At 67.9% G+C, this 21,537-nt stretch carries 21 protein-coding genes, 1 tRNA gene and 1 pseudogene; 8 read left to right on the forward strand and 15 right to left on the reverse strand.

Annotated features, from left to right (window positions below):
- The 3 genes and pseudogenes from APY03_RS21910 to APY03_RS21920 all read left to right on the forward strand — a co-directional run.
- Nucleotides 1-812: pseudogene (locus APY03_RS21910) on the forward strand (sensor histidine kinase); the annotation flags it as partial.
- 13 nt (nt 813-825) lie between these two features.
- Complete coding sequence (locus APY03_RS21915) at nt 826-1,575, forward strand: LytR/AlgR family response regulator transcription factor (protein ID WP_068679995.1); 750 nt, start codon at nt 826-828, stop codon at nt 1,573-1,575.
- A complete protein-coding gene (locus APY03_RS21920) occupies nt 1,572-2,792 on the forward strand; it encodes an AI-2E family transporter (protein WP_068679997.1) in 1,221 nt (406 codons plus the stop codon). Before APY03_RS21915 ends, APY03_RS21920 begins: the two co-directional genes overlap by 4 nt.
- Before the next feature lie 4 nt (nt 2,793-2,796).
- On the opposite strand, the gene APY03_RS21925 is transcribed toward APY03_RS21920, so the two are convergent.
- From APY03_RS21925 to pbpC, 10 genes are all read right to left on the reverse strand, one after another.
- Nucleotides 2,797-3,006, reverse strand: a complete 210-nt coding sequence (locus APY03_RS21925; RefSeq protein ID WP_068679999.1) for a DUF3606 domain-containing protein — start codon at nt 3,004-3,006, stop codon at nt 2,797-2,799.
- A gap of 117 nt (nt 3,007-3,123) precedes the next feature.
- Nucleotides 3,124-4,281: an alpha-hydroxy acid oxidase gene (locus tag APY03_RS21930; protein WP_068680001.1), complete on the reverse strand. Its 1,158-nt coding sequence runs from the start codon at nt 4,279-4,281 to the stop codon at nt 3,124-3,126.
- Nucleotides 4,282-4,437: 156 nt separating this feature from the next.
- Entirely contained in the window at nt 4,438-5,574 is a 1,137-nt protein-coding gene (locus APY03_RS21935) for an alpha-hydroxy acid oxidase (RefSeq protein ID WP_068680003.1), read from the reverse strand.
- Between the two features lie 9 nt (nt 5,575-5,583).
- The gene (locus APY03_RS21940; RefSeq protein WP_068680005.1) at nt 5,584-6,567 is read right to left on the reverse strand and encodes a Bug family tripartite tricarboxylate transporter substrate binding protein; all 984 of its coding nucleotides are present in this window, start codon (nt 6,565-6,567) and stop codon (nt 5,584-5,586) included.
- 40 nt (nt 6,568-6,607) lie between these two features.
- On the reverse strand, nt 6,608-7,762 hold the full coding sequence (locus APY03_RS21945) for a mandelate racemase/muconate lactonizing enzyme family protein (RefSeq protein ID WP_068680007.1): 1,155 nt from the start codon (nt 7,760-7,762) through the stop codon (nt 6,608-6,610).
- A gap of 119 nt (nt 7,763-7,881) precedes the next feature.
- Complete coding sequence (locus APY03_RS21950) at nt 7,882-8,769, reverse strand: LysR substrate-binding domain-containing protein (RefSeq protein ID WP_068680009.1); 888 nt, start codon at nt 8,767-8,769, stop codon at nt 7,882-7,884.
- Complete coding sequence (locus APY03_RS21955; RefSeq protein ID WP_068680011.1) at nt 8,753-9,490, reverse strand: arylmalonate decarboxylase; 738 nt, start codon at nt 9,488-9,490, stop codon at nt 8,753-8,755. Before APY03_RS21955 ends, APY03_RS21950 begins: the two co-directional genes overlap by 17 nt.
- A 77-nt stretch (nt 9,491-9,567) precedes the next feature.
- Nucleotides 9,568-11,817, reverse strand: a complete 2,250-nt coding sequence (locus tag APY03_RS21960) for a phosphocholine-specific phospholipase C (RefSeq protein WP_068680013.1) — start codon at nt 11,815-11,817, stop codon at nt 9,568-9,570.
- A 150-nt stretch (nt 11,818-11,967) separates the two neighbouring features.
- Complete coding sequence (locus tag APY03_RS21965; RefSeq protein WP_174262790.1) at nt 11,968-12,876, reverse strand: MurR/RpiR family transcriptional regulator; 909 nt, start codon at nt 12,874-12,876, stop codon at nt 11,968-11,970.
- An 11-nt stretch (nt 12,877-12,887) separates the two neighbouring features.
- Nucleotides 12,888-15,110, reverse strand: a complete 2,223-nt coding sequence (gene pbpC / locus APY03_RS21970) for a penicillin-binding protein 1C (protein WP_068680015.1) — start codon at nt 15,108-15,110, stop codon at nt 12,888-12,890.
- Nucleotides 15,111-15,372: 262 nt separating this feature from the next.
- Here pbpC and APY03_RS21975 point away from each other — a divergent pair, with 262 nt between their 5' ends.
- Complete coding sequence (locus APY03_RS21975; protein WP_068680018.1) at nt 15,373-15,585, forward strand: hypothetical protein; 213 nt, start codon at nt 15,373-15,375, stop codon at nt 15,583-15,585.
- A gap of 34 nt (nt 15,586-15,619) precedes the next feature.
- On the opposite strand, the gene APY03_RS21980 is transcribed toward APY03_RS21975, so the two are convergent.
- From APY03_RS21980 to APY03_RS21990, 3 genes are all read right to left on the reverse strand, one after another.
- A complete protein-coding gene (locus APY03_RS21980; protein WP_068680020.1) occupies nt 15,620-15,916 on the reverse strand; it encodes a DUF2277 domain-containing protein in 297 nt (98 codons plus the stop codon).
- Between the two features lie 165 nt (nt 15,917-16,081).
- Nucleotides 16,082-16,158, reverse strand: a tRNA-Pro gene (locus APY03_RS21985).
- 50 nt (nt 16,159-16,208) lie between these two features.
- Complete coding sequence (locus APY03_RS21990) at nt 16,209-17,201, reverse strand: polyprenyl synthetase family protein (protein ID WP_068680022.1); 993 nt, start codon at nt 17,199-17,201, stop codon at nt 16,209-16,211.
- Nucleotides 17,202-17,385: 184 nt separating this feature from the next.
- Here APY03_RS21990 and rplU point away from each other — a divergent pair, with 184 nt between their 5' ends.
- The 4 genes from rplU (at nt 17,386) to proB (ending at nt 20,235) form a co-directional block, all read left to right on the forward strand.
- On the forward strand, nt 17,386-17,697 hold the full coding sequence (gene rplU / locus APY03_RS21995; protein WP_068680024.1) for a 50S ribosomal protein L21: 312 nt from the start codon (nt 17,386-17,388) through the stop codon (nt 17,695-17,697).
- Nucleotides 17,698-17,709: 12 nt separating this feature from the next.
- Complete coding sequence (gene rpmA, locus APY03_RS22000) at nt 17,710-17,967, forward strand: 50S ribosomal protein L27 (RefSeq protein ID WP_068680025.1); 258 nt, start codon at nt 17,710-17,712, stop codon at nt 17,965-17,967.
- Nucleotides 17,968-18,035: 68 nt separating this feature from the next.
- Complete coding sequence (gene cgtA / locus APY03_RS22005; RefSeq protein WP_068680028.1) at nt 18,036-19,088, forward strand: Obg family GTPase CgtA; 1,053 nt, start codon at nt 18,036-18,038, stop codon at nt 19,086-19,088.
- Between the two features lie 16 nt (nt 19,089-19,104).
- Nucleotides 19,105-20,235: a glutamate 5-kinase gene (gene proB, locus APY03_RS22010; protein WP_068680029.1), complete on the forward strand. Its 1,131-nt coding sequence runs from the start codon at nt 19,105-19,107 to the stop codon at nt 20,233-20,235.
- 4 nt (nt 20,236-20,239) lie between these two features.
- Here proB and APY03_RS22015 read toward each other — a convergent pair whose 3' ends face one another.
- Together APY03_RS22015 and APY03_RS22020 are read right to left on the reverse strand one after the other, a co-directional pair.
- Nucleotides 20,240-20,797: a CNP1-like family protein gene (locus APY03_RS22015; protein ID WP_068680031.1), complete on the reverse strand. Its 558-nt coding sequence runs from the start codon at nt 20,795-20,797 to the stop codon at nt 20,240-20,242.
- Nucleotides 20,784-21,443: an RNA pyrophosphohydrolase gene (locus APY03_RS22020; protein WP_068680033.1), complete on the reverse strand. Its 660-nt coding sequence runs from the start codon at nt 21,441-21,443 to the stop codon at nt 20,784-20,786. The genes APY03_RS22015 and APY03_RS22020 overlap by 14 nt, the downstream gene beginning before the upstream one ends.
- Nucleotides 21,444-21,537 lie beyond the last annotated feature (94 nt).

Consider the following 21,537-nt stretch of genomic DNA (forward strand, 5'->3'; position numbering starts at 1 on the left):
CCTGCTGGCTCAAGAAGCCGCTGGGCCGCCTGCCGCGCGCCGGGCAGTACGTGGCCGGCGCGTTGCTCGGCTCGGTCTCCGCGCTCTATGGCTGCGGCCTGCTGCGGCTCACCGGCGTGGTCGGCAGCGCGCCCTGGATCGCCAGTGCCCTGGCCGGGGCGATGTTCGCGGCGCTCGTGATGGCTGCGCTGGTGCTGCGCGCACGCGGCCAGACGCCCGCGGCGATGACCGCGCGCCTGGAGGAGCTGCAGTAGCGCATTCGTCCGCACTTTCTCTTCAACACGCTGAACAGCGCCATCGCGCTCGTGCGCGAGGAGCCGGCCAAGGCCGAGGCCATGCTGGAAGACCTGAGCGAGCTGTTCCGCCACGCCCTGGCGGATGCGGGCGAATCGGTCACCCTGGCCGACGAGATCGCGCTGGCCGAGCGCTACCTGGCGATCGAGCAGGTTCGCTTCGGCGAGCGGCTGCGCATCCGCTGGGACATCGACCCCGCGGCCAATGGCGCGCGCCTGCCGCCCCTGCTGCTGCAGCCGCTGGTCGAGAACGCGGTCAAGCACGGTGTCGAGCCCAGCCCCGAGGGCGCGAAGATCCGCATCCGCACCGAGCGCCGCGGCGGCATGGCAGTGATCGAGGTCGTCAACAGCCTGCCGCCGCTGCGCTGGGCGGACGAGCCGCTGCCGCGCGGCCACGGCATCGCGCTGGCCAACGTGCGCGACCGGCTGCACCTGCTGCACGACGTGCAGGCGCAGTTCAGCGCCGGCATGGAGCAAAAGGCCTACCGCGTGCGCATCGCCATTCCGGTACAAGCGTGAGAAATCCAGAGCCATGCATGTTCTTCGCACCCTGATCGTCGATGACGAAACGCTCGCCCGTTCGCGGCTGCGCACGCTGCTGGCCGCTTGCCGCGCGCCGGCGGCCGAGGTGGTCGGCGAGGCGGCCAACGGCGCTGACGCCCAGGCGCAGCTGCTCGCCGCGGACCTCGACCTGGTGCTGCTCGACATCCACATGCCCGGTATCGACGGCATCGAGCTGGCACGCAGCCTGCGGCAGCGCCCCGGCGCGCCCGCGGTGGTGTTCGTCACCGCCCATGCGACCCACGCCGTCACGGCCTTCGAGCTCGAGGCGGTCGACTACCTCACCAAGCCCGTGCGGGCCGAGCGGCTGCAGCAGGCGTTGCAGAAGGCGGCGCGCTCGCTGCGGGAGCAGCGCGGCCCGATGATCGACGTGCCGCAGGAGGTGCTGCTGATCCAGGACCGCGGCCGGACCGAGCGCGTGCTGCTGACGGACGTGCTCTATCTCAAGTCCGAGTACAAGTACCTCACGGTGCGCACCGCAGCGCGCAGCCACATCTACGACGGCTCGCTGGCCGAGTTCGAGGAGCGCTACCCGGCGCGCTTCGTGCGGGTGCACCGCAACGCGCTGGTGGCGCGCCAGGCGATCCGCGCGCTTCAGAAATACGACGACGGCGAGGACGCCGAGGGCTGGGCGCTGCGCCTCGACGGCATTCCCGAGCCGGTGGTGGTGTCGCGACGCCAGCTGGCGGCAGTGCGCGAGGCGCTGAAGGATCCGCGATGAACGACCAGGTTGCACCCAAGGCCGCGGAGCCGCCGGCCGAGCCCCCACCCCCACCGCTCTCGCCCGAGCAGGAGCAGACCGTGGCGGCAGCAGCCGAGTCCCCCGAGCCGGAGCGCGTACTGCTGCACATGCCGGTCGACGTCCGCAGCGCCGCGCTGGTCGTCATCTGCGTGCTGGCGATCGTGTTCACGCTGCACTGGGCCAAGGCCGTGTTCGTTCCGCTGATGCTGAGCCTGCTGCTGACCTATGCGCTCGCGCCGCTGGTGGACTTGCTCGAACGCTGGAGGATCTCCCGCTGGATCGCCGCTGCCGTGATCCTGCTCGGGCTCGGCGGTGGGATGGGCTGGACCGGCTATTCACTCTCCGGCAGCGCCACCGAGCTGCTCGACACGCTGCCTGTCGCGGCCCAGAAGCTGCGCACGGCCATGCGCGGCGGCAGGAGCACCGATCCCAGCGCGCTCGACACCGTGCAGAAGGCCGCCGCCCAGCTCGAGCAGGCGGCCGAGGAGAACTCGGCCAAGGTCGCGGCGCGCAAGGGTGTGGCACGCGTGGTCATCGAGCGGCCGGCCTTCAACGTGCGCGAGTACCTCTGGAGCGGCACGGTGGGGCTGATCGCTGCCGCCGGGCAGCTCACGCTGGTCGTCTTCCTGACCTATTTTGCGCTGGGCTCGGGCGACACCTTCCGCCGCAAGCTGGTGAAGATCACCGGCCCGAGCCTGCAGAAGAAGAAGATCACCGTGCACGTGCTCGACGACATCACGCAGCACATCGAGCGCTACCTGCTGGTGCAGATCCTCACCAGCGCGCTGGTCGGCGTCGCCACCGGCCTGGCCTTCTGGGCCATGGGGCTCGAGAACGCGGCCGTGTGGGGCATCGTCGCCGGCGTGACCAACCTCATTCCCTACATCGGCTCGGTGATCGTGATGGCCACAGCCGGCCTGGTGGCTTTCCTGCAGTTCAACAGCATCCAGATGGCCCTGCTGGTCGGCGGCGTCTCGCTGGTGATCCACACGCTGGTGGGCAACCTGCTGGTGCCCTGGCTCACCAGCCGCACCAGCCGCATGAACCCGGTGGCGGTGTTCGTGGGCGTGATCTTCTGGGGCTGGCTCTGGGGCATCTGGGGGCTGCTGCTCGGCATTCCGATCATGATGGTCGTGAAGGCCATCTGCGACCGGGTGGAGGACCTGCAGCCGATCGGGGAACTGCTGGGGGATTAGGGCTTCAAGACTGTCCGTCCACTCGCTGTTCGTTGCTTGAACTGCGAGTTCCCTTCAAGTGAAGCTCCAAGTCCGCGACGCGGCTCCCGACGGCCTTGACCGCGTCCCGGATCTGCTGGGGTGTCGCGTCGAATCGCTTGGCAAGATCTTCCACCGCACTGGCGGAATTGACATCGATGCTTTCTGCTTGTGACGAGGCTTCATGTTGCGGCATAGGAGTCCTTGGAAAAGGGGGGCGAGGACGTGCCAAGCTAGAACACGAGATGGGAAATCGAGTCGGCGCGAGGCGCGATCGGAGCGGCGTGGATTCCTACTTTGAGCTGCGGGTTGATCAGAAGGTCCCCGGCAGCAGGATGCTCGAATCCACTTCGTCGATCTGCGTGCGTCCGCAGAAGGCCATCGTGATGTCGAGTTCCTTGTGGATGATCTGCAGCGCGCGGGTCACGCCGGCCTCGCCGAAGGCGCCCAGTCCGTAGAGGAAGCTGCGCCCGATCAGCGTGCCGCGCGCACCGAGCGCGCGCGCCTTCAGCACGTCCTGCCCGCTGCGGATGCCGCCGTCCATCCAGACCTCGATCTCCGTGCCCACCGCCTCGGCGATGGCCGGCAGTGCCTCGATGGAGGAGGGCGCGCCGTCGAGCTGGCGCCCGCCGTGGTTCGAGACGATCAGCGCATCGGCGCCGCTGGACGCTGCCAGGCGCGCGTCCTCCACGTCCATGATGCCCTTGAGGATCAGCGGTCCGCCCCAGAGCTTCTTGATCCATTCGACATCGGCCCAGCTCAAGGCCGGGTCGAACTGCTCGGCCGTCCACGAGGACAGCGAGGACAGGTCCTTCACCCCCTTGGCATGGCCCGCGATGTTGCCGAAGGTCCGGCGCTTCGTGCCCAGCATGCCGAGGCACCAGCGTGGCTTGGTCGCGAGGTTCATGAGGTTCCTGAACGTCGGCTTGGGCGGCGCCGTCAGCCCGTTCTTGATGTCCTTGTGACGCTGGCCCAGGATCTGGAGGTCCAGCGTCAACTGCAGCGCCGAGACGTTGGCGGCCTTGGCCCGCTCGATCAGCCGTTCGATGAAGTCTCGGTCGCGCATCACGTAGAGCTGGAACCAGAAGGGATGGCCCTCGGTGCTCTCCGCGATGTCTTCCAGCGAGCAGATGCTCATGGTCGACAGCGTGAACGGAATGCCGAAGGCCTTGGCCGCGCGCGCGCCCAGGATCTCGCCGTCGGCATGCTGCATGCCCGTGAGGCCGGTGGGCGCGATCGCCACCGGCATCGCCACCTCCTGGCCCACCATGGTCGTGCGCGTGGAGCGGCCTTCCATGTTGACGGCCACGCGCTGGCGCAACTTGATCTTCTGGAAGTTGGCCTCGTTCGCACGGTAGGTGCCCTCGGTCCAGGCGCCTGAGTCGGCGTAGTCGTAGAACATGCGCGGCACGCGCGACTGGGCGATCACTCGCAGGTCTTCGATGCAGGTGATCCGGGAAAGGTCGGGCACTCGGGGTCTCCTTGTTGGGATGCGCTGGGGGCCCCGATTATCGCGGTGCACCAACCCGGCACGCCTGTTGCGTGCCCCTGGTGCATGGAGACGGCCGTCCTGCCTCCGCCGGCCCAGCAGGCGGCCATGCACCCCGTTCGATCGGGTGATGCCGCCCTACGCCAGCAGCACCCCCGCATCCACCTTCTCGATATCGGTGTGGCCGCAGAAGGCCATCGTGAGGTCCAGCTCGCGGTGGATGATCTGAAGGGCCCGCGTCACGCCGGCCTCGCCCATCGCGCCCAGCCCATAAAGCATCGAGCGGCCGATGTAGACGCCCCGCGCGCCGAGCGCGCGCGCCTTCAGCACGTCCTGCCCGCTGCGGATGCCGCCGTCCATGTGCACCTCGATACGGTGGCCCACGGCTTCGGCGATCGCGGGCAGCGCCGAGATGGAGGAGGGCGCGCCGTCGAGCTGGCGCCCGCCGTGGTTGGAGACGATCAGCGCATCGGCGCCCGAATCGACGGCCAGCCGCGCGTCCTCCACGTCCTGGATGCCCTTGAGGAGCAGTCTTCCGCCCCAGCGCTGGCGGATCCAGTCGACGTCGGCCCACGAGAGCGTCGGATCGAACTGCTTGTTGGTCCACTCCGACAGCGAACGCATGGTCTCGATGCCTTTCACATGGCCGAACACGTTGCCGAAGTTGCGCCGCTTCGTGCCCAGCATGCCGAGGCACCAGCGCGGCTTGCACGCCATGTTGGCGAGGTTGGCCAGGCTCGGCTTCGGCGGCACCGACAGGCCGTTGCGCAGGTCCTTGTGGCGCTGCCCGATGATCTGCAGGTCCAGGGTCAGCACCAGGGCCGAGCAGTTCGCGGCCTTGGCGCGATCGATCAGGCGTGCCATGAAGGCGCGGTCGCGCATCACGTAGAGCTGGAACCAGAAGGGGCGGCTGGTCGCCGCGGCGATGTCCTCGATCGAGCAGATGCTCATGGTCGAGAGCGTGAAGGGGATGCCGAACTTCTCCGCAGCCCTGGCCGCCAGGATCTCGCCGTCGGCATGCTGCATCCCCGTCATGCCGGTCGGCGCGATGGCCACCGGCATCGCGGCCTCGGTGCCCGCCATCGTCGTGCGCGTGCTGCGCTGCTCGATATTGACCGCTACTCGCTGGCGCAGCTTGAGGCGGTCGAAGTCGGCGGCGTTGGCGCGGTAGGTGCCTTCGGTCCAGGAGCCGGAGTCCACGTAGTCGTAGAACATGCGCGGCACGCGCTTCCTCGCGAGGACCCGCAGGTCCTCGATGCAGGCAATGACGCTCATGCGGCTTGACTACTGCGAGCTGATCTTCTGCTCGCTGATCAGCTTGCCCCAGCGCGCCGACTCCTGCGCCATCGCCGAGGCCAGCGCTGCTGAGGGCATGAAGTCCGGCACCGCGCCTTGCAGCGCGGCCGCCTGGGCCAGGTCGGGTGCGCTCATGGCGGCGCGCGCCGCCTCGCCCAGCTTGTCGACGACGGCGGCAGGCGTGCCGGCCGGCGCCAGCAAAAAGAGGCGCGGCGCCACGTCGACGCCGGGCACCGCGGTCGACAGCGCGGCCACGTCCTCGGCGCCCGGCAGCTTGTCGTTGCTCATCATTGCCAGCGCGCGCAGCTTGCCGCCCTTGGCCTGCGCCAGGCCGGCGGTCGCGCTGACGACGCCCAGCGGCACCTGGCCGCTGATCACGTCGGGGACGATCTGTGCGGCGCCTCGGTAGGGAATGTGCAGCGCGAAGGTGCCCGACTGGCCCTTCATCATTTCGAAGCCGAGGTGCTGCACCGTGCCCACGCCCGAGGTGGCGAAGGAATAGAAGCCGGGCTTGGCCTTGAGGGCCGCCACCAGCTCGCGCGGGTTCCTGGCGGGGAAGTCGTTGCCGGCCACGATCAGGAGCGGCGACTTGAACAGCCCCGCGACGGGCACGAAGCTCTTGATCGGATCGAAGCTGAGCTTGGCCTGCATGTACTTGGCGATCAGCGTCGAGCTGTCGCCCAGCAGCAGCGTGTAGCCGTCGGGCGCGGACTTGGCGACCGCGTCGCCGGCGATCACGCCGGCTGCGCCAGCGCGGTTCTCCACCACCACCTGCTGGCCCAGCAGGGCCGACAGGCGCGGCGCGATCAGCCGCGCCATCGCATCGACGCCGCCGCCGGCGGAGTAGCCCACCAGCAGGCGGATCGGGCGATCGGGGTAGGCGCCTTGCGCCGATGCGAGGCCCGCGTGGCCGGCCAGCAGGGTGGCGCCGAGCGCGAGCAGGGCGCGGCGGTGGGGGGTGAAAGGCTTCATCGTCTTGTCTCCGGAAATCTCATCTCGTGGTGGTGCGTGTTCAGGCCTTGCCGACGCCGCGCGAACCCGGGCGCTTCGCCAGCTCGGCCACGCGCTCGCGGTTCGGCTCGAAGCCCAGGCCCGGCTTCTCGGGCAGAGCGAGCATGCCTTGGCTCGGCACCGGCAGGTCGTCGAACACCAGTTTGCAGCAGTCGACGGCCACCGAGTGGTATTCGACCAGCGAGCCGTTGGCCAGCCCCGCATGCAGGTGCATGTTGTGGTGCGGCCAGGCGCCGCCGTTGGCGAAGCGCGCGTTGAAGGCAGCGGCCATGCCGGCAATCCGCAGGCATTGCGTGAAGCCGCCGGTGATGCAGGCATTGGGCTGCACCACGTCGACCGCCTGCGCGACCAGCATGTCGCGGAAGCGGCTGGCCTGGCCCTCGTTCTGCCCCGCGGCGAGCGGGATCGAGGTCTTGTGGCGCAGCTTCACCAGGTTGGGAATGTCGTTCTGCGAGACCGGCTCCTCGAAGAAGCTGATGCCGTATTCCTCGATGCGCTGCGCGAGGGAGAGTGCGTGGAAGTAGTCGAGGCTGCAGTTGGCGTCGATGTAGATTTGCACCTCCGGCCCCACCGCCTCGCGCACGGCGCGGATGCGCTGCACGTCCTCCGCGATCAGTGTGTCCAGCGGACGCGGCTCGTCGCGGCGCGCGAGGCCGTGGTGGCCGACCGTCATCTTCAGCCGCTTGAAGCCGCGCTCGACCCAGCTCTGCGCAGCCGCGGCCAGTTCGTCGCGCTCGTAGAAGGCAAATCCGAAGGTGGCGTACACCGGCACCTCGGCGCGCGCGCCGCCCAGCAGGCGCCAGCAGGGCTGTCCCAGGGCCTTGCCCTTCAGGTCCCACAGCGCGAGGTCCAGCGCTGCGATCGCATGGCTCGCATAGCCCGATTGGCCGCGGGGCGTGAGCAGCCAGTAGAGGCGCTCCCAGATCTGCTCGTGGCGCAGGGGGTCCATGCCGACCAGCGCATGGGCGGCGATGTCGTTGACCACCGAGGCGATCACCTCCTCTTCGGTGATGGCGGTCATGCCGGTGCCGACCAGGCCTTCGTCGGTCTCGACGTCGACGAGGCAGAGGGAGAGCGAGGTGGTCTTGCTGCGGCCCGCGGCCTCCACCGAAACCGGAAGGTGCAGGGGCGTGGCCGCGACGCGGGTGATCTTCATGGGGGGCGTGTCTCCAGGGTTGGGCGCAGTGTAGGAAGGCCGTCCCGGCGCTCACAAGCATCCGGCGCGAAGCCTGCTTTCGCGAAGCACGAAATCGAGGGTTTGCCCGGGGGTGCGCGTCAGCGCAGCAGGAACTCGATCAGCGTCAGCGTGGCGGGCGAGGGCTCTACCCCGCTGCGCAGCGCGATGCGGTGCGTGCGCGCGGCCCAGCCATCGGTGAGCGGCACCGCGGCCAGCGGCAGGCTGGCGAGCTGCGGCGCTATTGCCTGCAGGGGCAGCACGGCGACGCCCAGGCCGCCCGCGACCATTCGGCAGACGGCGTCGAAGCTGCGCATCTGCATGCGGATCTTCAGCGCCTTGCCGGCGAGCGAGGCCGAGCGCATCAGCCGGCTGGAAAGCGCGGTGCCGTCGTGCAGCGCGATGAACTGCTCGTCGAGCGCCTGCTCCAGTGCGAGCGGCGCGGTGCCGGCCAGTGCGTGGCCGGCCGGCACCACCAGCACCAGCGTGTCGGAGAAGCAGTCGGTCAGCGCGATGCCGTGCGGCGCATGCGCCATGTCCACGATGCCGAGATCGGCGCGTCCCTCGAGCAGCATCAGCGGGATGTCGAGGCTGCCGTGCTCCACGACGTCGATGCGGATCAGCGGATGCTCGCGCGCCATGCGGTCGAGCTTGGACGGCAGCACTTCGAGCATGGCCGAGGTGTTGGCCGCCAGCCGCACGTGGCCTTGCAGGCCCTTGGCGTAGTCGTGCAGGTCGACCGACAGCCGGTCCATGTCGACCAGGATCTCGCGGCCGCGTCGCACCAGCATCTGGCCCGCGGGGGTGAGCCGCACGCCGCGCGAGGAGCGCTCGAAGACGCGCAGGCCCAGCGCTTCCTCCAGCGCGGTGATGCGCGCGCTCGCGGCAGCCACCGCGAGCTGCAGCCGGTCGCCGGCGGCGCTGATGGAGCCGAGCTCCGCCGCCGCGACGATCACGCGCAGCGTTGCGAGATCAAGCGGCTCGTTCAAGCGCGGTCTCGGGCGCGAACAGGCGCCCGTGGCCGGGCGAGGCAGGGTCGAGGCCGGCTGCCCGCATCAGGTCCCAGAAGCCGGCGGGCGAGCTCGAGGTAACGGGCAGGCCGAGCTTGTCTTCCAGCGGCACGTGGATGTCCAGCGTCAGCAGGCCGCCGCAGGAGATCAGCAGGCCCTGGGCCGAGCGGTCGGCCGCCACGGTGCGCTCGGCCAGCGCCATCAGCGTTTCGCCCGTCACCTGGCCGACGGCTTCGACGCCGGTGATGGAAAGGCCCTCGATGTGCGTGACGGCGATGCCGCAGCTCGCCAGGTAGGCGACCAGCCGCTGGTTCAGCGTGTCGATGTAGGCGGTGGCGACCGCGACGCGCCGGATGCCGAGAGCGCGCAGGCTGTCGACGATGGCGTGGCTCATCGTGGTGCAGGGCAGGCCGGTGGCGTCCTGCATGCGCGCGCGCAGCGCGTTGGTGAATTCGAGGCCGCGGTAGAAGCTGAGAGATGTGCCCATCAGCGAGACGGCCTGTGCGCCGGCATCGCGCAGCTCGACCGCGAGCGCGAGGATGCGGTCCACCACCGTATCGAAGCCTTCGGGCGAGATGCCCGGGATGCCGAGGCCGCGCGCGATGAAGCGTACGTCGCGCCCGCCGTAGAGCGCCTGCCCGTCGGTCGGGACGAGGCCTGCGGCGGGCGGCACGATGAGGCCGAGGGTGCTTGTCGTCATGTCGTGGTCTCCGGGTGCTCGAGTTGTCTCAAGCGCCGGATTGTGCGGCAAGCGGCGCCAGCCCCCGCCTCGCGGCTTCAGCCCTGCAGATGCAGCGCCATGGCGGGATCGCTGACGCCAGGCCTGCCGCTCTCGACGCGGCCGGCAAAGCGGCGCTCGAAATTCTCGGCGCTGACGGTAAAGTCGTACCAGTCGCCGCTCGTCTGGAGGTTCCAGTGCTGCGTCTCGATGTCGCCGGGCTTGATGTCCATCGTCCACGGGCCGTGCTTGTTGTAGGCGTTGGCGGTGATCGTGACGCTGCCGCGATGATTGCCGCTGTTGCGTACCCTCAGGTAGAGATGGCCGCTGTGGGCCTGGTAGCCGATCTGGACCTCGGGCTTGAATGCCGCGGTGTCGTGGAACAGCGCGTCGCCCGCGAAGGTGCGCACGAAGCCGTTGGGGCCGTAGACCCAGAGCTCGTACTTGCCGCTGTCGGAGGCGCCGGTGTTCCAGGTGTCGCTCAGCGTCTTGCCGGCCTCGACGGTGTAGCGTCGCGGAATGCGCTCGAGGTGCAGCTTGTCGTAGACGTGGAAGACGGCGCCTTGCTTGCCGGTGTTGGCGAATGCCAGCGACAGCATGCCGCGTGATTCCACCCGCGCGCTGGCGTGCAGCTCGTAGGGAAGTGCGCGCGATGGGCGCACGCCGGTCTCCTGGAACAGCGGCTGCGGCGTGGCGGGCGCCGTGGTGATGGGGGCCGTGGGCAGCAGCCTCTGCGCCGCATTGATCACGGGGAAGTTGCTCGTGTCGGGCAACTTGGGGAAGACCGGGTCGTTCGGGCTGACGAAGTCGAAGCAGGAGGTGAGGTCGCCGCAGACTGCGCGGTGCCACGGGCTGATGGCGTCCACCGTGATGCCGAAGCGCTTCTCCAGGAACATGCCTACGGAGGTGTGGTCGAACACCTGCGAATCGACCCAGCCACCCTTGCTCCATGGCGACACCACGTACATCGGCACGCGCGAACTCAGGCCCCACGGGCGGATCTTGCCGCTGGTGGTGTCGTTGACGTTCAGGTAGTTGCCCACCGAGGCGTCGAAATACTCGCCGTCCAGCGCCACGGTGGACTTGCCCATCAGGTTGCCATTGGCGTCATACGAGGGCACCGCCGGCATTGGCAGATGGTCGAAGAAGCCGTCGTTCTCGTCGAAGGTCACGAAAAGAACGGTCTTGCTCCAGACTTTCGGATTGGACGTCAGCGCGTCCAGCACATCGGCGATGAAGTCGGCGGCGCCGGCAGTGCCTTCGCTGCTGCCGGGATGCTCGGCCAGGGCCTGCGTGGGCAGCACCCAGGAGACCTGCGGCAAGGTGCCGTTGATCACGTCCTGCTTGAGCTGGGCGAGGAAATTGACGGCGCCATCGGCCGTCGCGGGGCCGCCCGTCAGGCCGTGCTCGTAGATCGGCGAGCCCGGCTGCGCGGTGCGGAAACTTTCGAAGGCCAGGCACCCGTGCATGGCGCCCGTCCAGTTGTTGTTCATGTTCTGGTAGATGTGCCAGCTGATGCCCGCCTTTTGCAGGACATCCGGCAACGTGTCCCATTTGAAGGCGGTGTTCTTGTACTTGTAGTTGTAGGCGCCGGTGCCGGGATCGACCTGGCCCGACCCGTCTGGCTGCTGTGCCCTGCCCGCGACCCACCTGGACGGGCTGGGCCAGCAGCGCGAGTTGACGGGCTCGGAATCAGCGTCCGTGCTGTTGATGCCCCTCTTGCGCAGTTCCGGGTTGAAGTTGGAACCCGACATGAAGACGATGCGGTTCGGGTCTGTGCCGGTGAGGATGGAACAGTGGTAGCCGTCGCAGATCGTGAAGGCATCGGCCAGCGCGAACTGGAACGGAATGTCGTCGCGCAGGTAGTAGCCCATCGTCGCCTGGTTCTTGAACTGGATCCAGCGATCCATCTTCCCTTGGTTCCACGCCGCCTGCTGGTCGGGAAAATTGTGCGGTGTGCCGGATCCGATCAGCGCCCTGCCGATGGTGGAATCGCGGCGAAAGGGCTGGATCTCCGCGCCGCCGCTGGGGTTGGGTTGGAAATACACCGACTTGCCGCTCGCCAGCGGAATCGGAAATCGGTCGCCGAAGCCGCGCACGCCGCGCATGGTGCCGAAGTAGTGGTCGAAGCTGCGGTTCTCCTGCATCAGGATGACGATGTGCTGCACGTCCTCGATGCTGCGGTGCTTGTTGTGCGCCTCGACGGCCAGCGCGCGGCGGATCGAGGGCGGCAGTACGGTGAGCGCGGATGCAGCGCCCAGGGCGCCTGCGGTCTTGCGAAGGAAGTCGCGTCGTGGGGGAATGTTCATGGTCATGATCTCGGAGGTGGGTTGACCTCGAAGAGCTTAGGAAGTCGACGTGACAGGAAAATGAATTCGGCTCAAATCGCGAACGAATCAATACTGAGCGAAATTCAATTTCGACCATCGCCATCCATTGGATGGCGATGCGCGCCAAGCTCAATAGCGCTTGAGCGAAAGCACGTCGAATGTCCGGCGCAAGGTCTTGACCGAGCGGTCGTAGTCCGAGAGCGCGAGGCAGGCGATCAGCGCATCGATGATGGCCAGCTGCGCGAGGCGGCTGGTCATGGCTTCCGTGCGGAAGCTGGTCTCGCGGGCCATGGTGAAGAGCAACACGTCGCAGAAGGCCTGGATCGGCGACTTGCCGAAGTTGGTGATGCAGATGGTTGCTGCGCCGGCCTCCTTGGCCAGGCGCGTGGCCATCACCGTCTCGTGCGTGCTGCCCGAATGCGAGATCGTCAGCACCGCCACGCCGGGGCCGGTGAGCGATGCGCTGATGGCCTGCACGTGCGAGTCGACCACCACCTTGACGTCCAGCCCGATGCGCAGCATGCGGTAGTGCACGTCCTCGGCGATGGTGGCCGCACTGCCGATGCCGTAGATTTCGATGCGTTTGGCCTTCTTGAGCAGCCGCACCGCCTTCTCCATCGCCTTGACGTCCAGCGCGGCCTGGGTGTCGTGCAGGGTCTGCACGTTGCTCTGGAAGATCTTGCGGACGGTGATGTCGACCTTGTCTCCGGGCTCGAGGTCCTCATGGATGAACTGCACGGGCCGCACGACCTCCTGCGCCAGCGCGATCTTGATCTGCTGGAAGCCAGTGGCCCCGAGGTTCTTGCAGAAGCCCACGATGCTGCCTTCGCTCGACGCGGTGCGCTCGGCCACCTCGCTGACCGACATGTGGACCACCTCGTGCGGGTTCTTGACGATGAAGTCGGCGATGCGCTGCCCGACCGGACCCAGCGAAGGCCAGAGGCTTTCGATGCGCGCGAGCACTGCCGAGATCTGGCCGTCGGGCGTCTGCGCGCGCTTGGTGGACTTTGCGGACTTTCGGGCAGGCTGCGGCTTCATGAGCGCCGAGCTTACTTGCCCGCCACGCGCTTGACGCCGGCGCCGCGCACCTCGAGCTGGAGCTGGTCCACCACCCGGCCGCGCGCATCGAGCAGCTCCACCACGTGCCGACCAGGCCAGGGCAGCCATTGCGCGCTGGCGCCGCGCGCGAAGGACTTGCCGTCGATGCGCCACTGCAGTCCGCTGCTGCCCTCGGCCTCGAAGCGGACGCGCTGATGGCGCGGTGGGATGTCGGGGTCGAGCGCGATGATGGTGCCGTCCGCGGGTGCGGTGATGCGCGGCGCGGGCCCCGCATCGGCCGCAGGCAATGCGAAAAGGGGCTGCTCGGTCCCGGCGATGAACCACTCGTCGCGCGCCGCCTCGAGTTCGTCGCCAAAGCTCACGCGCGCGCGCACCAGGCCTGGCGGCGGCGTCGGCGCGCGGCTGGCCTCGCGGCGGTGGAGGAAGCCCATGAGCTCGGCCCAGACGGGCGCGGCGCCGCTGGTGCCGCTCACGTCCCACATCGGCGCGCCGCCGGCGTTGCCCACCCACACGCCGACGGTGTAGCGCTCGGACCAGCCGACCGCCCAGTTGTCGCGCATGTCCTTGCTGGTGCCGGTCTTCACCGCGCTCCAGAAGCGCGTGCCCAGCACGCTGTCGAGGCCGAAGGTGGGAGCGCGGGCGTTGGCGTCGCTCAGGATGTCGCCCACGATGAATGCGGCACGCGGATCGACCGCCGGGGTATTGCTCCTTGCCCCCCGGGCCGATGCCTGGAATGCGGGCACGCGCCGCGCCAGAAACTGCGTCTCCCCGAACCTCCCTCCATTCGCCAGTGTCCGATACCCATTCGTGAGGCCCAGCAGAGACACCTCCGCGCTCCCAAGCGCCAGGCTGTAGCCGTAGTAGTCCCCGTTCTGCGCCAGTCCCAGCCCCGCCGCGCGCAGCTGGCGCGCGAAGGCCTCCGGTGACACCATCACCAGCGTGCGCACCGCCGGCACATTGAGCGAAGCCGCGAGCGCGGTGCGAACCGAGACGTAGCCCTTGAACCGACCGTCGTAGTTCTGCGGGATGTAGAGGCCGCCAGCCGTGCTGATCTGCGCAGAGGAGTCGTCGAGCAGCGAGGCCGCGGTGAGCCTTCGCTCCGCGATCGCCTGCGCATAGAGCAGTGGCTTGAGCGTGGAGCCGGGCTGGCGCTGCGCCAGCACGCCGTCGACCTCGGCCGCGCGGCTCAGCGTGCCGGAGGAGCCGACCCAGGCCAGCACCTCGCCGCTTGCGTTGTCGAGCACGACCAGCGCCCCGTCCTCGACGTTGCGGCCGCGCAGCTCCCTCAGGTGACGCTGCAGGGTCGTGAGTGCAAAGCGCTGCAGCGGCGCCCGCAGCGTGGTGCGAATGTCCCCGCCGTGCTCCCTTCCCCTCAGGGAGAGGGTTGGGGAGAGGGCGCGCGCGTTCGACAGGCCTTCGGCTTCCTTCAGCGCTCGCCGCGCCAGATGCGGCGCGATGCCTTCGCTCGCCTCGAAGGCCCTGCGTCGCAGGGCCGCGCTCGCGAACATGTCGAGCGCCTCGCAATCCGCCCTGGCGCCTGAGTCCATGGCGCGCATCACCTCGCAGGCGCGTTGCGCAACCAAGGCCGGCTTGGCATTGGGCGCCCGCACCAGCGCCGCCGCAACCGCCGCCTCGCGGGCATCGAGTCCGTGCGGCGCCTTGCCGAAGAGGGTGCGAGAGAGCGCATCGATGCCGACGATCTCGCCGCGGAATGGCACGGTGTTGAGATAGCCCTCGAGGATCTGGTCCTTGCGCCACTTGCGCTCGAGCTGCTGTGCCGCCACCGTCTGCCCGAGCTTCTGCGCCAGGTCGCGCCTGCCGCTGCCCCGGCGCAGATCGTCATCGAGCAGCCCCGCGAGCTGCATGGTGATGGTGGAGGCGCCACGCGTACGCGTGTTCCATAGGTTGCCCCAGGCGGCTGCCGAGACGGCGCGCCAGTCGACACCGCTGTGCTCGTAGAAGCGCTTGTCCTCGCTCAGCAGCATGGCAGTGCGCAGTGCCGGTGAGATCTCGGCCAGTGCGGTCCATCGGCCGCGGCGCACGCCGGCGTCGGTGCGTACGCGTTGCATCGGCTCGCCATCGCGATCGAGCACCTGGATATCGGAAGGGCGGAAGTCGAGCTTCACGTCCTCGAAGCTCGGCACCGCCTGCGCCGGCCCGGCCAGGGCGGCGAGCAGGCTCAGCGCCAGCAAGGCGTGTGGGGTGCGCGGCATGGGCCGCCAGCTTGCCACATGCGGGAGCGAGGCAGTCAACCTGCGGCGACTGGATTGCGTGGCGCACATGGCGCCTGGCGTGGCGAACCAAGCCTCGCCGCAGTCCCGCAGCCGCGCCGCCAGATACGAGGCGGCGAGGCGCCAGATGCGTGCCGGGCACGCGAATGCGGTCCGGGCCTACTTGCAGACGGGCGGGCGTGCGGGTTGGCGCGCCCGCTGTGCCGGGCATGGTGGCAGCTTATCGACTGCTCAAGGAAATCCGATGAAAACACTTGTCGCCCTGCTGATCGCAGCAACCGCCGCCTTGGCCGGCTGCGTGGCCGTGCCCTACGACAGTGGCCGGTCGCCGCCGCCGCGCACGGGCTACGGGGATCGTGACCGCGACGGCGTGCCCAATCGCTACGACCGCGACCGCGACAATGACGGCGTGCCCAACCGCCGCGACAGTCGGCCGAACAATCCGAACCGGTATTGAGCGCCGGACCCCGCTAGTCTCATGGCACTGCGGCTTAGCCGGGGGAAACGGGCTTGTACGGCTGCGCGCCGAACCGGCTCGCCGACTTGGCCCGTGCCCGCTCGGCCTCGATCTCCCGGTCGCGCGGGTCGGCCGTCGTTACCAGTGAGTCGATAAGCCTCCGGGCTGTGCCCGCGACTTCTTCCACGGCTCGCTGGAAGGCGTCATGATTGAGCTTCGACGGGTTATTGAAGCCGCTGAGCTTGCGCACGAACTGCAGCGACGCGGCCCGTATTTCCTCATCCGTCGCGGGCGGTTCGAAGTTGAACAGGGTCTTGATGTTCCGGCACATGGTCGCTCCATGGAATGGATGGATCAACGGGATGTCTGCGACGACGGCTAGGAGGATGCGATGCGCGTGGCATGCTGGACGGGATTCGCAGGTCGACGAACTGTAGCTGCGACTCCGCAGCTGCCATCGAACTCCGCGCTGACATGGCGGATTCAACGGTCAATCTGGTCGGGGTGAGAGGATTCGAACCTCCGGCCTCTACGTCCCGAACGTAGCGCTCTACCAGGCTAAGCTACACCCCGATGGTTGCGAGAAAAAGAATCGACCTTTACGGCCCACTGTCGTGAGGTGGTCAGGCGCGCCGCTCAAGCAACTGAGCCGCCAATTGTAGCAAACCCGCGGAGTGCGAATTTGACGGAAAGCCCGCAAGCGCATCGATTGCCTGTTGCGCTTCAGCTGCGGCGGCGGCGCGCGTGGCGTCCAGGGCGCCTGTCTCGCGGACGATGGCGACTATCTGGGGTAGCTGCGTGGTGTCGCCGGCTTCGATTGCGGTGCGAATGAGATCGCGCTGCGCCGGGGTGCCGCGCTGCATGGCCAGGATCAGCGGCAGGGTGGTCTTGCCTTCACGCAGGTCGTCGCCCACATTCTTGCCGGTCTCGCTTGCATCGCCGGCATAGTCGAGCACGTCGTCGATCACCTGGAAGGCGGTGCCCAGCGCCCGCCCGTAGGCCGCGCAGGCCTCTTCCGTTTCAGGTGCAACGCCGGCCAGCACCGCAGCCAGGCGGGTGCTGGCCTCGAACAGCTTTGCAGTCTTCGATCGAATCACGCGGAGATAGGCCTCCTCATCCAGCGAGGCGTCGTGCATGTTCATCAGCTGCAGCACCTCGCCCTCGGCAATCACGTTGGTGGCCTCGGCCAGGATTTCCATGACGCGAATGTCATGGGCGTCCAACATCATCTGGAAGGCCCGGGAATAGAGGAAATCGCCCACCAGCACGCTGGCCGGGTTGCCGAAGGACTCGTTGGCGGTGGGGCGGCCGCGCCGCAGCGTGGATTCGTCGACGACGTCGTCGTGCAGCAAGGTCGCGGTATGAATGAACTCCACGACCGCAGCCAGATTGAATCGCTGTTCGCCCTGGTAGCCCAACGCGCCTGCCATGAGCAGCAGCAGAGCCGGACGCAGCCGCTTGCCGCCTGCCGAGATGATGTACTGCGATACCTGCCGCACCAGCGGGACACCGGTGTCCAGGCGACGGGCGATCACGAGATCGACCCCGGCCATGTCCTCGGCAATCAGGCTGAGCACGGCGGCGGCGGGGGAGTTATCGGCGGGGGGAGCTGACAAGGCGAAGGCGCTCGTGCGCTGCTTTGGGAGAACGGGCCGGCCGGGGCCGGAACGCGCAGATTATAGGGAGCCGCGTCGTCCCGACGTCGCATCAGCCGCGCGCAAGTTCCCAAAAACGCCTCGCGTGCTAGAATCTTGGGCTCTGCGGAATTCGCCGTGGAGCCATCTTCCTAAAGAGGTTTACATGTACGCGGTCATAAAAACCGGCGGCAAGCAGTATCGCGTTGCTTCCGGCGAAAAAATCAAAGTAGAACAGATTGCTGCGGACGTAGGCCAGGAAATCGTGATCGATCAAGTGCTCGCAGTCGGCGACGGCAGCGCTCTCAAGATCGGTACGCCCCTGGTGTCCGGCGCAACAGTCACGGTTACCGTGCTGTCGCATGGCAAGCACGACAAGGTGCGCATCTTCAAGATGCGCCGTCGCAAGCACTATCAAAAACGTCAAGGCCATCGCCAGCAGTTCACGGAGCTGCAAATCGGCGCGATCGCCGGCTAAGGAGCTGACACCATGGCACAGAAAAAAGGCGGCGGCTCTACGCGAAACGGGCGCGACTCCAAGCCCAAGATGCTCGGCGTGAAGGCTTTTGGCGGCGAACTGATCAGCGCAGGCTCGATCATCGTGCGCCAGCGCGGCACGCAGTTCCACCCCGGCACCAACGTCGGCGTGGGCAAGGACCACACCTTGTTCGCCCTGGTGGACGGCCACGTGTCCTTCGGGACCAAGGGCGCGCTCAACAAGCACACGGTCAGCGTGACGCCGGCCTGAGCCCGTCACTTCGATCCGCTCGAAGCCCCGCTTTGTCGGGGCTTCTTCATTTGTAAACTGGACATCTCATGAAGTTCGTGGACGAAGCCTTCATCGACATCGCTGCCGGCGATGGCGGCAACGGCTGCGTGTCGTTCCGCCATGAGAAGTACAAGGAGTTCGGCGGTCCCGACGGCGGCGACGGTGGTCGCGGCGGCCACATCTTCGCTGTGGCCGACCCCAACCTCAACACGCTGGTGGACTTCCGCTTTTCGCGCCGGCACGAGGCCAGGCGCGGCCAGCACGGCATGGGCTCGGACATGTTCGGCGCCGCCGGCGACGACATCACGCTCAAGATGCCGGTGGGCACCATCATCAGCGATGCCGAAACGGGCGAGGTGCTGTTCGAGCTGCTGACGCCCGGCGAGACGATCATCATTGCCAAGGGTGGCGACGGCGGCTTCGGAAACCTGCGTTACAAGAGCGCCATCAACCGCGCGCCGCGCCAGAAGACGCCGGGCTGGCCTGGTGAGCGCAAGAGCCTCAAGCTCGAGCTGAAGGTGCTGGCGGACGTCGGCCTGCTGGGCATGCCCAATGCGGGCAAGTCCACCCTCATCAGCGCGGTTTCCAATGCGCGTCCGCGCATCGCCGACTACCCCTTCACCACGCTGCATCCCAATCTTGGGGTCGTGCGCGTAGGCCCCGAGCAAAGCTTCGTGGTTGCCGACCTGCCGGGGCTGATCGAAGGCGCCTCGGAAGGCGCCGGGCTGGGCCACCAGTTCCTGCGCCATCTGCAGCGCACGCGGCTGCTGCTGCATGTGGTGGACCTCGCTCCCTTCGACGACACCGATCCTGTCGCGCAGGCCAAAGCCATCGTCGGCGAGCTCAAGAAATACGACGCGGCGCTGTACGAGAAGCCGCGCTGGCTGGTGCTCAACAAGCTGGACATGATCCCGCCCGAGGAGCGCGCCGCGAAGGTGAAGGACTTCGTCAAGCGCCTGCGCTTCAAGGGTCCCGTGTTCGAGATCTCCGCACTCACCCGCGAGGGCTGCGAGCCGCTGGTGAAGGCTGTCTATCAGCACGTCAAGGCGCAGCAGGTGGCCGAGCAGCCGCCGACCGAGATCGACCCGCGCTTCGCCTGATACGACTGCCACGCCCATGACAACCTCTACCGTTCTGCGCGATGCCCGCCGCCTTGTAGTCAAGGTAGGGTCCAGCCTGGTCACGAACGAAGGCCGCGGCCTCGATGACCCGGCCATCGGCGAATGGTGCCGCCAGCTCGCGGCCCTGGTGCGCGATGGCCGCGAGGTCGTGATGGTGTCCAGCGGGGCCATCGCGGAAGGCATGAAGCGCCTGGGCTGGCGCACGCGCCCGCACGAGGTCCACGAACTGCAGGCGGCGGCGGCCGTCGGCCAGATGGGGCTGGCCCAAATCTACGAGACCAAGCTGCGCGAGAACGGCTTGGGCAGCGCCCAGGTGCTGCTCACCCACGCCGACCTCGCCGACCGCGAGCGTTACCTGAACGCCCGCTCCACGTTGGTGACCCTGCTTGCGCTTGGCGTGGTGCCGGTCATCAATGAGAACGACACGGTGGTCAACGACGAGATCAAGTTCGGCGACAACGACACGCTGGGTGCGCTGGTCGCCAACCTGGTGGAGGCCGACGCGCTGGTGATCCTCACGGACCAGAAGGGCCTCTACACCGCCGACCCGCGCAAGGACCCCGATGCGCGTTTCGTGCACGAGGCGGCCGCCGGCGATCCCGCGCTGGAGGCCATGGCCGGTGGGGCGGGCAGCAGCATCGGCCGCGGCGGCATGATCACCAAGATCCTCGCCGCCAAGCGCGCCGCAGGCTCGGGCGCTTCCACCGTCATCGCCTGGGGGCGCGAACCCGATGCCCTGCTGCGCCTGTCGCGGGGCGAGTCTATCGGCACCCTGCTGGTGGCGCAGACCGCCAAGCACCAGGCCCGCAAGCGCTGGATGGCAGATCACCTTCAGCTGCGCGGCTCGGTCACCGTCGACGCGGGCGCCGCGGCCAAGGTGCGAGGCGAGGGCAAGAGCCTGCTGCCGATCGGCATGACCGGCGTCGAGGGCGAGTTCTCGCGCGGCGACGTGATTGCGGTGAAAGACGCTGCCGGCGTGGAGCTGGCCCGCGGGCTCGCCAACTACTCGAGCGCCGAGGCGCGACTCCTGTGCCGCAAGCCTTCGGCCGAATTCGAACGGTTGCTGGGTTACGTGGCGGAATCGGAAATGGTGCACCGGGACAACATGGTCCTGATGCCCGGCTGAAGCCTCAACGGATCTCGCGCAGCGGATCCTTCATTTGCAGGAGCATTTCACGCACCGAGGCGCGCGGCGCGTGGCCTCGGCAAACGCCTTGTAGTGCCAGTTCCTTTGCATAGCGCGAGTTACGGTCGTTGATGCGCTTCCATTCCGGCGCCTTCACGAGTTGCCAGGCGCCCTGGCTGTAGCGGGCGTACTGCTTGACCTCTTCCGAGGCGCAGCGGATGCCTTCGTAGAAGGCGTTGGTGCCGCCGCCGCCCGTCTTGCTGGTGGCCACCACCACGTAGCGGACCACGCCGTCGCCCGTCAGGCTGAGGGTGGCCGGGTCAACGCCGAACTTCAGCGACGAGTAGGGCGGCATTTCGATCTGCATCAACCGGTTCTCGTTGAAGGCAGGGGGCGGAGGCACCTCGGCCTCCTTCCATTCGTCGGCCTGAGCGGTGATCTTGGGCGGCGGTGGCATGCCGGCCTGGGCCCAGTCGGGATTGTCCGTGTCCCTGGCGGTCGACCCGCAGGCTGCCAGCGCGCCCACCAGGACAAGCACGAGCGCGGGCCTAGCGCTGCGCATGCAGGGGGTCGTTGGTAGAGGATGGATCGGGTGCGGGATGAGGAGCATTGGGATTCGGATCGAAGCTCGCCCCGGGGGGCAGCTCGAAGGTGGGTTCATGGCCTGGGCCGGGTGGATGGCGCTCGAATTCGCGAGCGCGCACGTTGCTGCGCAGGAAGCGGTTGCGGAAGTCCTGTCGGGGCAGGTAGCGGGCCAGTTCGGTCAGCGCCATCTCGTAGACGCCGCGCTTGAATTCGACCACAACGTCGAGCGGGACCCAGTAGTCGTGCCAGCGCCAGGCGTCGAATTCGGGATGGTCGGTGGCGCGAAGGTTGAGGTCCCAGTCGTGGCCGATCAGCTGCAGCAGATACCAGATCTGCTTCTGGCCCTTGTAGTGCCCGCGCGCGTCACGGCGGATGAACCGGTCCGGCACCTCGTAGCGCAACCAGTCGCGGGTACGGGCCACGATGCGCACGTGCTCCGGCTGGAGTCCGACTTCTTCGTGCAGTTCCCGGAACATGGCCTGCTCGGGACTCTCGCCGCGATCGATGCCGCCTTGCGGGAACTGCCAGGAATGGGTCCGGATGCGCTTGCCCCAGAAAACCTGGTTCTTCTGGTTGAGCAGGATGATGCCGACGTTGGGCCTGAAGCCGTCGCGGTCGAGCATAATCAAACCCCAATTTTTTTGAACTGAGTCGATTATGCATGCCGGGTCGCACTCGGCAAAGCGACCGGTTCGGGGCGCCGCCGGGTGCCTCATC

Source organism: Variovorax sp. WDL1, assembly GCF_001541225.1.
Taxonomy (GTDB): domain Bacteria; phylum Pseudomonadota; class Gammaproteobacteria; order Burkholderiales; family Burkholderiaceae_C; genus Variovorax.

Excerpts from the sequence above, each read along its gene's own strand:
- APY03_RS21915 (WP_068679995.1), top strand. The coding sequence starts at position 826 with ATGCATGTTCTTCGCACCCTGATCGTCGATGACGAAACGCTCGCCCGT.
- APY03_RS21920 (WP_068679997.1), top strand. The coding sequence starts at position 1,572 with ATGAACGACCAGGTTGCACCCAAGGCCGCGGAGCCGCCGGCCGAGCCC.
- APY03_RS21925 (WP_068679999.1), bottom strand. The coding sequence starts at position 3,006 with ATGCCGCAACATGAAGCCTCGTCACAAGCAGAAAGCATCGATGTCAAT.
- APY03_RS21935 (WP_068680003.1), bottom strand. The coding sequence starts at position 5,574 with ATGAGCGTCATTGCCTGCATCGAGGACCTGCGGGTCCTCGCGAGGAAG.
- APY03_RS21940 (WP_068680005.1), bottom strand. The coding sequence starts at position 6,567 with ATGAAGCCTTTCACCCCCCACCGCCGCGCCCTGCTCGCGCTCGGCGCC.
- APY03_RS21945 (WP_068680007.1), bottom strand. The coding sequence starts at position 7,762 with ATGAAGATCACCCGCGTCGCGGCCACGCCCCTGCACCTTCCGGTTTCG.
- APY03_RS21955 (WP_068680011.1), bottom strand. The coding sequence starts at position 9,490 with ATGACGACAAGCACCCTCGGCCTCATCGTGCCGCCCGCCGCAGGCCTC.
- APY03_RS21960 (WP_068680013.1), bottom strand. The coding sequence starts at position 11,817 with ATGAACATTCCCCCACGACGCGACTTCCTTCGCAAGACCGCAGGCGCC.
- APY03_RS21965 (WP_174262790.1), bottom strand. The coding sequence starts at position 12,876 with ATGAAGCCGCAGCCTGCCCGAAAGTCCGCAAAGTCCACCAAGCGCGCG.
- pbpC (WP_068680015.1), bottom strand. The coding sequence starts at position 15,110 with ATGCCGCGCACCCCACACGCCTTGCTGGCGCTGAGCCTGCTCGCCGCC.
- APY03_RS21975 (WP_068680018.1), top strand. The coding sequence starts at position 15,373 with ATGAAAACACTTGTCGCCCTGCTGATCGCAGCAACCGCCGCCTTGGCC.
- APY03_RS21980 (WP_068680020.1), bottom strand. The coding sequence starts at position 15,916 with ATGTGCCGGAACATCAAGACCCTGTTCAACTTCGAACCGCCCGCGACG.
- rplU (WP_068680024.1), top strand. The coding sequence starts at position 17,386 with ATGTACGCGGTCATAAAAACCGGCGGCAAGCAGTATCGCGTTGCTTCC.
- rpmA (WP_068680025.1), top strand. The coding sequence starts at position 17,710 with ATGGCACAGAAAAAAGGCGGCGGCTCTACGCGAAACGGGCGCGACTCC.
- cgtA (WP_068680028.1), top strand. The coding sequence starts at position 18,036 with ATGAAGTTCGTGGACGAAGCCTTCATCGACATCGCTGCCGGCGATGGC.
- proB (WP_068680029.1), top strand. The coding sequence starts at position 19,105 with ATGACAACCTCTACCGTTCTGCGCGATGCCCGCCGCCTTGTAGTCAAG.
- APY03_RS22015 (WP_068680031.1), bottom strand. The coding sequence starts at position 20,797 with ATGCGCAGCGCTAGGCCCGCGCTCGTGCTTGTCCTGGTGGGCGCGCTG.
- APY03_RS22020 (WP_068680033.1), bottom strand. The coding sequence starts at position 21,443 with ATGCTCGACCGCGACGGCTTCAGGCCCAACGTCGGCATCATCCTGCTC.